General features: G+C 59.8%; 12 protein-coding genes. 10 read left to right on the forward strand and 2 right to left on the reverse strand.

Translation table 11 applies throughout. The features are described 5' to 3' along the window. Positions 1–293 precede the first annotated feature (293 nt). The 6 genes from BLR72_RS18320 (at position 294) to BLR72_RS18345 (ending at position 6119) form a co-directional block, all read left to right on the forward strand. Positions 294–1373 carry an ABC transporter ATP-binding protein gene (locus tag BLR72_RS18320; protein ID WP_091950885.1) on the forward strand — a complete coding sequence of 360 codons (1080 nt, stop codon included), beginning with the start codon at positions 294–296 and terminating at the stop codon, positions 1371–1373. A gap of 85 nt (positions 1374–1458) precedes the next feature. Further along, positions 1459–2595 carry an ABC transporter substrate-binding protein gene (locus BLR72_RS18325; protein ID WP_091950886.1) on the forward strand — a complete coding sequence of 379 codons (1137 nt, stop codon included), beginning with the start codon at positions 1459–1461 and terminating at the stop codon, positions 2593–2595. Between the two features lie 53 nt (positions 2596–2648). Then, positions 2649–3470, forward strand: coding sequence for an ABC transporter permease (locus BLR72_RS18330; protein WP_091950888.1), 822 nt, complete (start codon positions 2649–2651; stop codon positions 3468–3470). Next, complete coding sequence (locus BLR72_RS18335) at positions 3467–4279, forward strand: ABC transporter permease (RefSeq protein ID WP_091950890.1); 813 nt, start codon at positions 3467–3469, stop codon at positions 4277–4279. Before BLR72_RS18330 ends, BLR72_RS18335 begins: the two co-directional genes overlap by 4 nt. Before the next feature lie 2 nt (positions 4280–4281). After that, a complete protein-coding gene (locus tag BLR72_RS18340) occupies positions 4282–5349 on the forward strand; it encodes a LacI family DNA-binding transcriptional regulator (RefSeq protein WP_091950892.1) in 1068 nt (355 codons plus the stop codon). Continuing rightward, positions 5346–6119: a phosphodiesterase gene (locus BLR72_RS18345; protein ID WP_091950893.1), complete on the forward strand. Its 774-nt coding sequence runs from the start codon at positions 5346–5348 to the stop codon at positions 6117–6119. The genes BLR72_RS18340 and BLR72_RS18345 overlap by 4 nt, the downstream gene beginning before the upstream one ends. Here BLR72_RS18345 and BLR72_RS18350 read toward each other — a convergent pair whose 3' ends face one another. Together BLR72_RS18350 and BLR72_RS18355 are read right to left on the reverse strand one after the other, a co-directional pair. After that, on the reverse strand, positions 6120–7055 hold the full coding sequence (locus BLR72_RS18350; RefSeq protein ID WP_091950895.1) for a dimethylarginine dimethylaminohydrolase family protein: 936 nt from the start codon (positions 7053–7055) through the stop codon (positions 6120–6122). 14 nt (positions 7056–7069) lie between these two features. Next, the gene (locus tag BLR72_RS18355) at positions 7070–8656 is read right to left on the reverse strand and encodes a zinc-binding metallopeptidase family protein (protein ID WP_091950897.1); all 1587 of its coding nucleotides are present in this window, start codon (positions 8654–8656) and stop codon (positions 7070–7072) included. A 110-nt stretch (positions 8657–8766) separates the two neighbouring features. On the opposite strand from BLR72_RS18355, the gene BLR72_RS18360 reads away from it, so the two are divergent. From BLR72_RS18360 to BLR72_RS18375, 4 genes are all read left to right on the forward strand, one after another. Continuing rightward, positions 8767–9657 carry a LysR substrate-binding domain-containing protein gene (locus BLR72_RS18360; RefSeq protein ID WP_027232079.1) on the forward strand — a complete coding sequence of 297 codons (891 nt, stop codon included), beginning with the start codon at positions 8767–8769 and terminating at the stop codon, positions 9655–9657. A gap of 126 nt (positions 9658–9783) precedes the next feature. Continuing rightward, a complete protein-coding gene (locus BLR72_RS18365) occupies positions 9784–10890 on the forward strand; it encodes an ABC transporter ATP-binding protein (RefSeq protein ID WP_091950899.1) in 1107 nt (368 codons plus the stop codon). Between the two features lie 44 nt (positions 10891–10934). After that, complete coding sequence (locus BLR72_RS18370) at positions 10935–12050, forward strand: ABC transporter substrate-binding protein (protein WP_027232081.1); 1116 nt, start codon at positions 10935–10937, stop codon at positions 12048–12050. A 67-nt stretch (positions 12051–12117) separates the two neighbouring features. Further along, positions 12118–12951 (forward strand): ABC transporter permease, encoded by an 834-nt coding sequence (locus BLR72_RS18375; protein ID WP_091950901.1) that lies wholly within the window; start codon positions 12118–12120, stop codon positions 12949–12951. Positions 12952–12953 lie beyond the last annotated feature (2 nt).

A 12953-nucleotide genomic window follows, 5' to 3' on the forward strand; every position in this document is an offset into this window, starting at 1 on the left:
CCGGCAGCCCATTACAAATTATAGTTTTGTAATATTCATAAGGTGCACGACTTCGTTTCACGTCCCACCTATAGGCGGCAATTGGGTTTTTCGCGGGGCGCGGACGAGCCATCAACTGTCGGTCACGCAATTGTTACGATTTAACGCAGGTTGCGAAGGGTTGGACGAACCTGCCGCGTCATGGCTGCCCGCAGGCGAAAAACGCTTCACTGAATTTTTCGCTTGTCACGGGACTGTTATAAAAAGACAGTACAAGGAAAATAATTGCGCAGCTGTGCAATACGGGGAAGAAAATGAACGGGCAGGCTTTTCTCAAGGTAGAGAATCTCAGTGTGGGCTATGGCGGGACAACCGTCCTGACCGATCTTGACCTTTCGATCGGCAAGGGCGAATTCGTAGCGCTCCTCGGCTCGTCCGGCTGCGGGAAGACGACACTCTTAAGAACAATCGCCGGCTTTGCCAAACCCTCGGCCGGAGCAGTCTCGGTCGCCGGACGCGACGTGACGCAATTGCCCCCGGACAAACGCGGCATGGCCCTCGTCTTTCAATCCTACGCCCTGTGGCCGCACATGACGGTCGCGCAGAACATCGGCTACGGACTGAAGCTGCAGGGGCGCTCGCGTGGTGACATAGAAAAGCGTGTGACCGAAATGCAGGTACTGCTTGGCCTTGGCGGCCTTGGCAGTCGCAAACCCGGCCAGCTTTCAGGCGGCCAACGCCAGCGCGTGGCGCTTGGCCGGGCCCTGGCGATCGATCCGGAAATCCTGCTCCTCGATGAGCCCTTGTCAAACCTCGACGCGCGGATCCGGCTGACAGTGCGCCATGAAATTCGCTCGCTGCAGAAGCGGCTCGGCATCACCGCCATTCATGTCACCCATGATCGGGAAGAGGCCATGGTAATGGCCGATCGCATCGTCATCATGAACGCGGGGCGCATCGAACAGCAGGGAACGCCGGAAGACGTCTACAACAGGCCGGCTTCACCCTTCGTTGCCGCCTTCATGGGCGCCGAAAACCTTCTGACAATGCAGGCAAGGGTGAGCGGCGAACATATCGAGCTGATGGAAAGCGCGATGAGCCCACCGACCGTGACAGGACGTGGCGGTCGGGACGTCACAAGCGGGCCGGTTGAACTTCGTTTCCGTGCCGAAGCTGCGAGCCTCGTCCGCAACGGCGAGAAGACGACGCCTGCAGCTGGCGCCCTCGAGTTGCGCGGCCAGGTGGCAAGCGTCACCTATCCCGGCGGACATTGGCGCCATGCCGTGCATCTCGGCAACCAGGAGATTCTCGTCGACGCCGACCGGCCCTTCGATCAGGGCGAAACAGTGAGGGTACATGTGCCGGAGAGTTCGCTCTTCATCTTCAACGCGTGATGGCGTTCGCACGGAGTTTTGGCGCCCTACCGAAGTGCGCCAGGGAATAGAGTTGATAACCAAATCTTGCTCAGGGAGTTACGGAATGAAACATCTTCTTCAAGCTTCGATCATCCTCGGCCTCGCCACAACACCGGCGGCCGCCGTGGATCTTACTGTGGTGACCGCGGGCGACCAGAACATGGTCGATTATGTGAATGATTACCTTGCACCGCTCTTCGAGAAGGAAAATCCCGGCGCGAAGGTGCGCGTTGTCGGAACGGGCCCAGGCGATGCCGGTTCGCAGAAGATCGTCGAGCGCTTCGACGCGCAGGCGAAAGCCAACGCAGACAAGTGGGATGTGGACGTCGCTGTCGTCCACGAAAAATTCGCCGGACCCCTCGTCGCTGACGGCTACCTTGAAGCCTACAAATCCAAGATTCCGTCCGGTGAGATGGTGACGAGCGAAAAGGCGAAGCTTGCGCTCGGCGCCAATGTCGATGGCTATGTCATGCCCATGTTCTCGAGCCAGACCGCCATTGCCTACAATCCGGCCACCGTGCCCAACCCGCCGAAGAGCTATCAGGAGCTCGTAAGCTGGGCCAAGGAAAATCCGAAGCAGTTCGGCTATAACGGCATCAAGGGCGGCGCTTCTGGGGTCAGCTTCGTCATGGGCTGGATCTATGCTTTCGGCGATGGCGATGCGACAAAGCTGATGAACGGACCCTTCGAGGAAGCCGAAACCAAAAAGTGGGACAAGGCTTTCGCCAGCCTCAAGGATTTTACCACCAACGCGACGCTCACGCCTGGCAATGCCGGGACACTTGACATGCTGAGCCGTGGCGAAATTGCCATGGGTCCGGTCTGGGTCGATATGTTCTATTCGTGGAAAGCGGACGGCAAGCTTCCGCCGGAAATGAAACTGATCCTGCCTGCGCCGGGCATGCCGGGCCAGCCCATGCACTATGTCATTCCCGCGAAGAGCCCGAACACGGAACTCGCCGAGAAGTTCGTTGCACTGGCAACCAGCCCGAAAGTGCAGGCGGATGGCATCGTCAAGCGCTTCAACTGGTACCCGGGCATCGACGCGAAATTTGTGCAGCCGGAACTGGACAAGGCGAGCTGGGACAAGCTCTTCGTCGATATCACGCCTGATGACCTGGCCAGCAAGGGCAAGCCCTTCCCGATCGCGCCTTATAACAAGGCCATCCTCGAAGCCTATGAGAAGAACGTCGCCAACTGATAGCAACTGGGCCGCCGGCACCCCCGGCGGCCACTCCTCATCCGGACCAGTTCATGCCCAAACGTCTTCTACCCCTCCTGCTCGTCCTGCCCGCTCTGGCGATGATCCTTCTGTTTTTCATCGTCCCGCTCGCGGCCTCCATCATCGGCGCGTTCGAGGTCGGCGACCGGTTCGGCCTGGATAATTTCGCCAAATCCTTCGATCTTTATTCGAGCGACATGATCTTTACGCTCGTCATCGTCGCGATTTCGACGGCCCTCATCGGCATCATTGCCATTGCCATTGGCGGCTACCTCACCCTCGGCGAAAATCCACGCGCCGTGGCGGTGCTGCGCTGGCTTTATCGCTGGCCCATGTTCATCCCGTTCATCGTCGTCGGCCAGGTCATGCGCACCTTTCTCGCCAAGAACGGGTTGATGAACAATGTCCTGGTCAGTCTCGGCATACTGACACCTCTGCAAACAACCGGATTTCTGGACTGGCGCGGCATCGTTATCGCTTTCGTCTGGAAGCAGACGCCTTTCGTGACACTCCTCCTTGCTGGCGCGATGGCCTCGCTCGACCGCAGCACCATCGAGGCGGCGCGCAATCTCGGTGCATCGCGTTTGCGCATTCTCATAGAAATCGTGCTGCCGCAGGTTGCCGGCACACTGCTCGTCGGCCTGATCCTGTCATTCGTGACGATGATGTCGGTGCTTTCGGTGCCCTTGATGATAAACGCCCAGTCGCCGACCATGCTTACGGCGGATATCGCTTTCCGCATCAATGCCCATGGCGACTACGGCGTCGCCAATGCGCTCGGGATGATATCACTGTTGCTGACGGCGGGTGTTGCCCTCATTTATCTGCGTCATTCGGTGAAGGAGCGGTCATGACGGCTCGCTTCGATCTCTGGTGGCTGCCGCGCGCCGTTGTTCTCGGCCTCATCGCCTTCATCATCTTCGGCCCCCTTACCAATCTCGTCCTCTGGACAGTCGCCGAAAAATGGTATTTCCCGCATATGCTCCCGCTCGAATATGGGTTCAGCTTCTGGCAACGGGTATTCTCGTCGCGCGGCAACGCCATGTCCTCGCTCGCGACCAGCATCCTTATCGCATCGCTCACCGTCCTCGTATCGCTGGTCCTTGCCATCCCGGCGGGCTATGCGCTGTCACGCCTTAAGCTGCCCTTCCGCGGGCTGATCCTGTTGGCATTCCTGATACCGCAGGCGTTTCCCAACCTGCCTGTTTATGTGAACATTGCCCGCTTCTTCTATGAGATCGGCCTCAACGGTACGATAACCGGCGTCGTGCTCGTCCATGTGACACATGGGCTGGTCTATGCGGTATGGATTGCAACGGCGGCCTTCGCAGCAGTTGACGTCGATCTTGAGGAGGCAGCGCGCTCAATCGGCGCCGGCCCTTTGCGCGCGTTTCGCGATGTGACATTGCCGCTCGCGGCTCCCGGCCTCCTCGCCAGCGCCATCTTCGTTTTTCTGGAATCGCTCGACGAATTCACCGGCAGCTACTTCGTCGGCGCGCCGGATGTGAACACCTTACCGTTGCTGCTCTATACGGCGGGCGCCGGCGGCAATTACCAGATTGCATCCATCACCGCTCTTCTGTTGCTCGTGCCGTCGATAGGCTTCATGCTGGTTGTGGAGCGATTCTTGCGGGCGGACGTACTATCCAAGGTCGGACATTAGAAATGAAATCCAAGGACAAGAAAACGTCGAAGGATGACAAGCAGTTCGTCAGTGCGCTGCAGGTGGCCAAGTATGCCGGCGTCTCGCGCTCGGCGGTGTCGCGCGCCTTTACGCCTGGGGCCAGTGTTTCCGCCAAGAAACGCGAAAAAATCATGGAGGCCGCCGAAGCGCTCGGCTACCAGGTCAATGACCTTGCCCGCGGTCTGCTGGCGCGCAAGAGCCGGCTTGTCGGCCTTGTCGTCACTAACCCCGAGCTTGGCTATCGCTCCCACCTTGTCGCGGCCCTTACCAAGGCATTGATTCAGCGCGGCAGCGTTCCGATCGTCATCAATACCGGCAATACCGAAGAAGAACTCGTGGCCGCCCAGAAGACGCTGTTCGGCTACCGTGCCGAGGCGACGATCATTCTGTCCGGTTCCCCGCCCTCATCCTTTGTTGATCTTGCCCGCCGCAATGGTCAACCGCTCATTGTGCTCGGACGTTCAGAAACGGGAGCCGACGACGTCAACATCGACAATGAGGGCGCGGGACGCGAAGCCGCCCGGTTTTTCCTAGCCGGTGGTGCAAAACGGCTGGGCTTCGCCGGTGCGATGTCGCGCACGCCGACCACCATCGAACGCGAGCACGGATTTCGGCACGAAGGAGAATTGCGCGGCGCCGAGGTAATGATCGGCAATGGCAGCAACTCCAACTATTCCGGCGGCCAGGAGGCTGCCCAGCAGTTGTTCTCCGGGGCGAAGCGACCGGATGCTGTTTTCTGCGTCAACGATCTCGTTGCTTTCGGGCTCATTGACTACATCACCCATCATACGAACCTCAAAATTCCCGGCGATGTGTCGGTGATCGGCTTCGACGATATTCCCGAAGCGCAATGGGACTCCTTCAATCTCACCACCTTCCGGCAGGATGCCACCGTGATGGCCGCCCATGCGGTAGCGCTTCTCGATCAACGGGAGTCGGAACCCGACCGTCCGCCGTCACACGACCGGCTCACAACCGAACTTGTCCTGCGCGGCAGCACCCGTAACGCAACCGCCAAATCCAGGTCCGAACACGAGCGAATCCGATGAAGATATTGCAGGTAACCGACCTCCACCTGGTAACGCCGGGGGAAACCCTGTGCGGCCTCGACCCGTTGGCCCGGCTCGAGGCATGTGTCGCGGATATCAACCGCAACCATTCCGATGCCGAACTGGTGATATTCACCGGCGACCTCAGTGAGACCGGGGAAGAGATCACTTACAGGGCTTTGGCGGATGCTTTGCGCGAACTCGTCCCGGCCCACCGGTTGATGCTCGGCAACCATGATAACCGCGACAATTTCCTGCGTGTCTTCGACAAGGCCGCAACGCATGGGGGATTCGTACAAGGTATCGAAGATACGCGCGAGGGGCGCCTCATCCTGCTCGATACGCTGCTTCCCGGACGGCCGGAAGGCCGACTTGACGAGGCGCGGCTTGCCTGGCTCCGCGACCGTCTGAACGAAGCGTCAGATCGCCCTGTCTTCCTGTTCTCGCATCATCCGCCGTTTCCGATACACATGCCCTTGCTCGACCGCATGGGCATCATCGAAGCTGAAGCGCTCTACCCGCTGCTGCGCGAGCATGGCAATGTCCGGCACATCTTTGCCGGACACGCGCATCGCCCGATCGCGGGAAGCTGGCGCGGCATTCCGGTCAGCGTCCTGCGCGGCACCAACCATCAGTCGGCGCTCGATTTTTCGCCAGACCGCATAGCCAACACGCACGAGCCGCCTGCCTACGCGGTGATCTTCATCGACGCAAACGGCGTGATCGTGCATTTCCACGATTTTCTCGACAGGACCGCCGCCTATTACTGATCAGGCGGCTTGCCGCACCAGCGCCTGCGCCATGCAATGGATGCCACCGCCGGTCTTGGAGATTTCACTCATGTCGACCGAGGCGACTTCGAATCCTGTCGCCTTGAGCTTGTCGATGAGCGTCTTGCTCGACGAGGGCGCTATAACCCGGTCGTTGCCGAGCGACATGAAGTTGCAGCCGAGGTTCATTGTATCCTGAAACGGAACGTCGATGATTTCGTGCCCCTTTGCCTTCAGCCAGTCGACGATGCCGGGCTCCGTGCAGGCAAGGCAGACGGCCGTCAATTTCGGCGCGATCGGCACGACCATAAGGTCGATGTGGACGTAATATTCGTCGATAAAAGCAAGGCGGGTTTCCCAGCCTTCCTTGCGGAACCATTCTTCGACCTGGCGGGCGCCCTCTTCCTGGGTTCGTGCGCCGCCGCAGCCGATGAGCACGCTGCCCTCCTCGATCACATTGAAATCGCCGCCCTCGAACGTCCCTGCCGTCACCATATCGTAGATTGGGATGCCGAGCCGTTCATAGGTGCGGATCGCCGCATAGTTTTCGCCGCGACGCCACCAGTTGGCCATTGCCGTGATGATCGCGCCGTAAGGAGTCATCACGCTGGAATCGCGCGAATAGACCTGCATTGGCAGTTCGGGTTCCGGCTCGTGCCAATGGATCTTGACGCCGAAATGTTCATATGCGGAAACCAGTTCCTTGTGCTGCGCCTGCGCCGCCTGAATATTGCACGGCGCTTCACGCAAATGCTTGCGCGACAGGGAGCTTGTCGCCATGTGCCGCAGGAACGCCGGCGAGCCGAGGAGAACGTCGGTCAGCGGATCGGTCTCGTTGCGAAATCCCCAGCCTGAAAGCGGCTTGGTCCCGCCATTGGAATTGCGGCGTTTCAAAGTGAAGCTTTCGCTTGCAAGGTCCTGTTCGTGCCGTGTCATGACAATTCTCCTCGTTAGGCGGCGGTTGGTATCCACCATTCGCGCCCGCGCGCCGTTGTTACATATTCCGGCCAACGGAAACGAATCGGCGGTTCATAATCGCAAAGCGGGGCAACCCACTTCGATCCGCCAATGCCTCCGCCCGTTCGCTCAATGAATTCGTCCTTCGCCTGCGTTCTGGCGCTCTCGTCCTCGAGAAGCCGCAAGGCCGTCAGCGCCACGGTTTTCGCAGCGCAATTGACCATCGGATCGATCGTTTCCGGGATGCCGCCTAGCGCATTCATCACCCAACCCGGATAGGCAAAGCCTTTCGGTGCTTTCAGTGCGGGGCGCGCCACGTAGAAGCGGACCGTCGGCGCGTGCCACGTCATGTCCGTGTAATCATCCGACGTCGAATTGAGCTGCGAGGGCGGCAAGTCGCGCCGCAAGATCGCCTCGGCCTCCTGCGGTGCGATCAGCCGCTCGCACTCGTCGATAAACGGGTGGGCGATCGGGTCGATGCCGACATTGGCCTGTATCTCGCGTGCGATAGCCTTTGCGGCATCGCCCCAGCGGGGGGCGCCGACCGCCTGGAGCGCCTCCCACGTGATATTCGCCATCGCATGATTGGCAAGCCCCGGCCGCGACTTGCAAACCCAGTGACGCTCGACACGGCAGCCGGACATGGCCGCCGCATGCTCGGCATTGCGGTCAAGCACAGCGGTGATCTGCTCGGCCATCGCGATCGTCGGAACGCGCATCATGTACTGGATTTCGGCGAGAGCAGCGGGAAGGTTGTCGGCTGTGGCCTGCCCGGCGGTCAGGATCGCTTCGCTGATCGACCAGCCGCCCTGATGCGGCAGCATGGAATCGCGGAGCGCTTTGGAGGAGAAGTACATCAGCATCAGCGCATCATTGGCGCCGGGAGCACGCACCGCTGAGTGCGACTGGGGGATAGGCGCGCCATCGCTGAGCCCCCAACGTTCCGGCTGATCGCATACAAAGCGGTAGATCATCGAATAGGCGGCACCGCAATGCGTATCCCAGCGCACCGTATTGCACATCGGCAGCATGTAGAACGGATGGAACGAGATCATGCCGTCGAGGCCGTCATAGTAGCCCTTGGCCGCATGGATGGGCTTCGATCCCCGCACCTTTTCGGCGGGCTCGCCGGTAAATCGCAGCGTCCCGGCAATGCCGTGGCGCTCCATTGCAGCCTTGGTTGCAAGAAGTCCGCCAAGTCCGGAAATTCCAAGGCCCGAATGCGGATCGGTATGCCCGCCTGCGTGCTCGCCAAGACCAGGGCGCGGACGCTTTTGCGTGGTGGCGTCCTGGCAATTGCCGGGTACCGCGTCGTACTCGGCATACATCCCGATCGTGGGCGACCTGGAGTTAGTCCCGACCTTGTTGGTCCAGTGGGCGCAGAAAGCGGTGGGCATGCCGCCCGACCCCGCCTCCACATCGAACCCTTCCTGACGTAGCCGGCTCACGTACCAGTCGGCTGACTGATACTCGCGCCATGCCGTTTCGCCGAAATCGAAGATGGTACGGGTCCAGGTGGAGAGATCAGAGGCGCGCCCGTCAACAAAATCTCGTGCCGTCGTCGCTGATGCCGTAACCATGAACATTCTCCCGCTGGCGGGAGATAATCATCTGGAAGCCGGGACAAAAAGTGATATGTTTTTTCAAAACGTGCAAATTCCATTCACCTCTTTGTCCTCAAGGCCTATTCATGCGCATCCCATCGACCCAGGCGCTGCGTGCATTGGAAAGCTTCGCCCGGCACGGCAGCGTCTGGCGGGCCGCGGAGGAATTGCACCTGACTCGCAGCGCGGTCAGTCATCAATTGCGTCTGCTCGAACGCGATCTCGGCTTTCAACTGCTGCAGCGTGACGGCAAGGGCGTGATGCTGACGCCTCGCGGGCGCAAATATGCCAATGACGTGCGCAAAGCGCTGATCGTGATCGACGATGCTGGCGGCCGGCAAAGCTCGGCGAGCACCGGCGGTTCGCTGTGCGTCAGTTGCACGGCCGGCTTTGCGTCCTTGTGGCTTTGCACCCACATCGCTGAATTTCAGGAAAAATATCCGGACATTGCGCTACGCATCCTCACCCCCCGCAAACTCGATGACGTTACCGATGCAAGCGTCGATTTGTTCATCGCTTTCGGCGACGGCAATTGGCCGAACCGCTCGGTGGAACTGCTCTGCGAGGTCGAATTCACGCCGCTCTGCAGTCCGGTTTTGCTCAATAATCTTGGGGGCCTTGCCGAACCCAAGGACATATTGCGCGCGCCCCTTCTCCACCTCGACGATTTCGAGGATTGGACGCGCTGGCTCGCGCTCGCGAATGTCGATAATCCGGACTCCGAAAGGGGTATCGTGTTCTCGGATATGAACCTTGTCTTTTCTGCCGCGATCACCGCGCAGGGAATCGCCATGGGCGACGAACTGACCTGCCGAAAGGCAATGCGGGCCGGCCAATTGATCCGGCCCTTCGACCTCAGCATCAAGTCGCCGAAATCCTATTTCCTCGTCACCGACTATGCCAAAATCGAGCATCCGGCCCAGACAGCGTTTACGGAATGGTTGAAATCGCGTCTGTCGCAAACCCGCAATACCTGACCGGAGACATGAACGCGAAATTGAATGGCGTGAATTTTGTTCACGTGTGAGGGCAATATAATTCAATTGTCGTCGCGCCGGATTGTGCCTAGGCTTGCCTTAAAAATGGGGAAAGAAAGTCGATCAATGCCGCAAAGCATGCAACTGGGCGACTCGAAGGCCGCCGAGATCAAAGCCGTATCGATCGGCAAGACGTTTGGCGCGTTCCATGCGCTGAAAAACCTTTCGCTTGATATTGGCCGCGGCGAATTCCTCACCCTTCTTGGTCCCTCCGGTTCCGGCAAAACCACTTTCCTGATGATCCTTGCGGGTTTCACCGCGCCCACAACCGGCCGCCTGATGATGGATGGCAAGGACATTACCGACGTGCCTGCCGAGGATCGGTCGTACGGAATGGTTTTTCAGGGCTATGCTCTGTTTCCGCATCTGACCGTCGAACAAAATATCGCTTTCCCGCTGAAGGTAAGGGGACGCTCCTCCGCCGAGATCAAGCGGCGCGTTGGCGAGATGGTCGAGCGCGTCGGCCTCGTTGGTCACGAGCGCAAGCTCCCGGCGAAGCTCTCGGGCGGACAGCAGCAACGTGTAGCCCTCGCCCGGGCACTCGTATTCGAGCCAGCGGTCCTCCTGCTCGACGAACCTTTCTCGGCTCTCGACAAGAACTTGCGCGAAATGATGCAGGAAGAGGTCAAGCGGCTGCACCAGGAGACAGGAACAACTTTCGTCTTCGTCACGCACGACCAGTCGGAGGCGCTTGCCCTTTCCTCCCGGGTCGCGATCTTCAACCATGGTGAACTGCTGCAGGTGGGGCGGCCTCAGGATGTGTATGAACGGCCGGACAACCGCTTCGTCGCGGAGTTCCTTGGCGAGGTCAATCTACTGCCGCTCGATGCCGTCAAGCTCGACGGTGACCGCGCTGCGGGCCAGTTCGAAGATCGCACGATCATTCTCAACAAGACGACCAGGCTCGATGGGACCAGCGCCGTCGCGGCAGTGCGGCCCGAGCACATGGTGATTACGACGCAGCCAGCAACGTCCGACAGCAACGCGATTACCTGCCGGGTCGAGGGCGCGACCTATTTCGGCGCTTCGACCAAATATCATTTGCGGACAAGCAAGGGTACGAGCCTTGCGGTATCGATGCCGACCGCTGCGATAGCGCCGATCGCGCCGCAAACGGATGTTTGGGTCTCGTGGCCGACGAACCAGGGTTTCTTGCTGCCAAGCGGAAGTTAGCGCGGCGACGGGAATGCGAAAATAACAATCCAGAGGGAAAAAAGATGAACACTGAGTTTGAAAAAGACTGCCTCGAAATCCTCGCGGCGAAGGTCGAACGCGGCGAGATTAGCCGCAGGCGTTTTACCCAGATGGCCGCAATGTTCCTTGCTGGAGCGCCGGCCCTGCTCCGCTCCACCGGCTCCTATGCGCAGGCCAAGGAATTGGTGCTCGTCAACTGGGGCGGCGACGCGATGACGGCCTATGACAAGGCCTACGGCCAGCCATTCACCAAGGAAAGCGGCGTCGCGGTCAAGATGGACGGGTCGGGACCGACCGAAGGCGCTATCACGGCGCAGTTCAAGAGCGGCAAGCCGAGCTGGGATCTTCTTGACATCGATCCATTCTCGGGAATTTCGCTTGGCAAGCAGGGCATGCTGGAAGCCATCGACTACAATATCGTCGACAAGAACAAGATGCGGCCGGGCTTCGGCTGGGATCACGCCGCTTCCACCTACTTCTTCTCCTATATCATCGCCTACGATTCCTCGAAATTCGGCGACCAGGCACCAACTGGCATGGCTGATTTCTTCGATGTGAAGAAGTTCCCGGGCAAGCGTTCACTCTATAAGTGGGGCTCGGCCATGTGGGAAGCCGCACTCATGGCAGATGGCGTCGCTCCGGAAAAACTTTACCCGCTCGACCTGAAGCGCGCGCACGACAAGATTGCCGCATTCAAGGAGAACGTCGTCGCCTATTGGGGCGGCGGTGCCGAGAGCCAGTCCGTGCTGATGAATGGCGAAGCATCGATGGCGCTGATCTGGTCGACGCGCGCCCAGCTTCTCGAGCAGGACTCCGGCGGCAACATCAAGTTCATCTGGGATCAGGGCCTGATCTCTCCCGGTGCTCTCGGCGTCATGAAGAACAATCCCGGCGGCAAGGATAATGCAATGAAGTTCATTGCCAGCGCCCAGGCACCGGAGCGGCAGCTGGTCATGTTCGAAATGCTCGGCCAGGGCCCGGCAAATCCCGCGACGGATGCGCTGATCCCGGCCGACAAAAAGCGCGTCAACTGCGTCGATCCTGCCAATATGGCAAAGCAGGTGCCGCTCGACATGGAATGGTATGCCGAAAATTACGGCAAGGCATTCGACGAATACACCAAAGTCATTTCCGCATGACATCGATGGCGCGGGGGTTCAACGCCCCCGCGCCGGGTTTGCGTTTTTATGCCATGAAGGATGTTGAATGATCGGGAAGTCCGCCGCCTCCAGAAAGATCCTGTTGCTGGCCCCGCTGCTGCTGTTTCTCGGCCTTGCCTATGCCGTTCCGTTTTTTGGCGTCGTGCGCTGGAGCTTTACCCTCCCCGAGCCCGGTATCGGACAATATCGCGCAGTCTTTACCGATCCCCTCGTCCAGTCGGTGTTCATCCGCACCTTGAGGATCTGCCTCGTCGTCACGGCAGCTTCGCTCATCGCGGCCTATGCGATCGCCTATGTCTGGGTGCGCGGAAATTCACTCCAGCGGATGCTCGCCGAATTCTGTATTCTCGTTCCCTTCTGGATCTCGGTGTTGACGCGCGCATTCGGTTGGCTGGCGATGCTTTCCAATCGCGGGTTGATCAACACCTGGTTGCAGTCCGCGGGCATCATCAGTGAACCGTTGGCGCTCGCCCGCAACGAGCTCGGCGTCATCATCGGCATGACGCATTTCCTCATACCCTTTGCCGTCTTTCCGATTGCATCGGCCATGCGCAGCATCGACGAGCGCGTGTTGCTTGCGGCGCGCGGCATGGGGGCATCGCGCACGCGCATCTTCTGGACCGTCTTCGTACCGCTCACCTATGGTGGGCTGATCGGGGCGGCGCTCATCGTTTTCGTGTTCGCGCTCGGTTTCTTCGTCACGCCCGCCATCCTTGGCGGCGGACGCAGCGTGATGGTCGCCGAACTCGTTTACCTGCGCATATTCCAGAGCCCGGACTGGGGGCTTGGCGCGGCGATCAGCGTCGTCCTCGTCGTGTTCATCGGGGTCCTTCTTGCCCTCATGCGGCGTTTCATCAAACCCGCACACCTGGTGGGATAGCC

It is taken from the genome of Phyllobacterium sp. YR620 (assembly GCF_900104165.1).
In the GTDB taxonomy this organism is placed as follows: Bacteria; Pseudomonadota; Alphaproteobacteria; order Rhizobiales; family Rhizobiaceae; genus Phyllobacterium; species Phyllobacterium pellucidum.

Coding starts and splice junctions, on each gene's coding strand:
- BLR72_RS18320 (WP_091950885.1), top strand. CDS start 294: ATGAACGGGCAGGCTTTTCTCAAGGTAGAGAATCTCAGTGTGGGCTAT.
- BLR72_RS18325 (WP_091950886.1), top strand. CDS start 1,459: ATGAAACATCTTCTTCAAGCTTCGATCATCCTCGGCCTCGCCACAACA.
- BLR72_RS18330 (WP_091950888.1), top strand. CDS start 2,649: ATGCCCAAACGTCTTCTACCCCTCCTGCTCGTCCTGCCCGCTCTGGCG.
- BLR72_RS18335 (WP_091950890.1), top strand. CDS start 3,467: ATGACGGCTCGCTTCGATCTCTGGTGGCTGCCGCGCGCCGTTGTTCTC.
- BLR72_RS18340 (WP_091950892.1), top strand. CDS start 4,282: ATGAAATCCAAGGACAAGAAAACGTCGAAGGATGACAAGCAGTTCGTC.
- BLR72_RS18345 (WP_091950893.1), top strand. CDS start 5,346: ATGAAGATATTGCAGGTAACCGACCTCCACCTGGTAACGCCGGGGGAA.
- BLR72_RS18350 (WP_091950895.1), bottom strand. CDS start 7,055: ATGACACGGCACGAACAGGACCTTGCAAGCGAAAGCTTCACTTTGAAA.
- BLR72_RS18355 (WP_091950897.1), bottom strand. CDS start 8,656: ATGGTTACGGCATCAGCGACGACGGCACGAGATTTTGTTGACGGGCGC.
- BLR72_RS18360 (WP_027232079.1), top strand. CDS start 8,767: ATGCGCATCCCATCGACCCAGGCGCTGCGTGCATTGGAAAGCTTCGCC.
- BLR72_RS18365 (WP_091950899.1), top strand. CDS start 9,784: ATGCCGCAAAGCATGCAACTGGGCGACTCGAAGGCCGCCGAGATCAAA.
- BLR72_RS18370 (WP_027232081.1), top strand. CDS start 10,935: ATGAACACTGAGTTTGAAAAAGACTGCCTCGAAATCCTCGCGGCGAAG.
- BLR72_RS18375 (WP_091950901.1), top strand. CDS start 12,118: ATGATCGGGAAGTCCGCCGCCTCCAGAAAGATCCTGTTGCTGGCCCCG.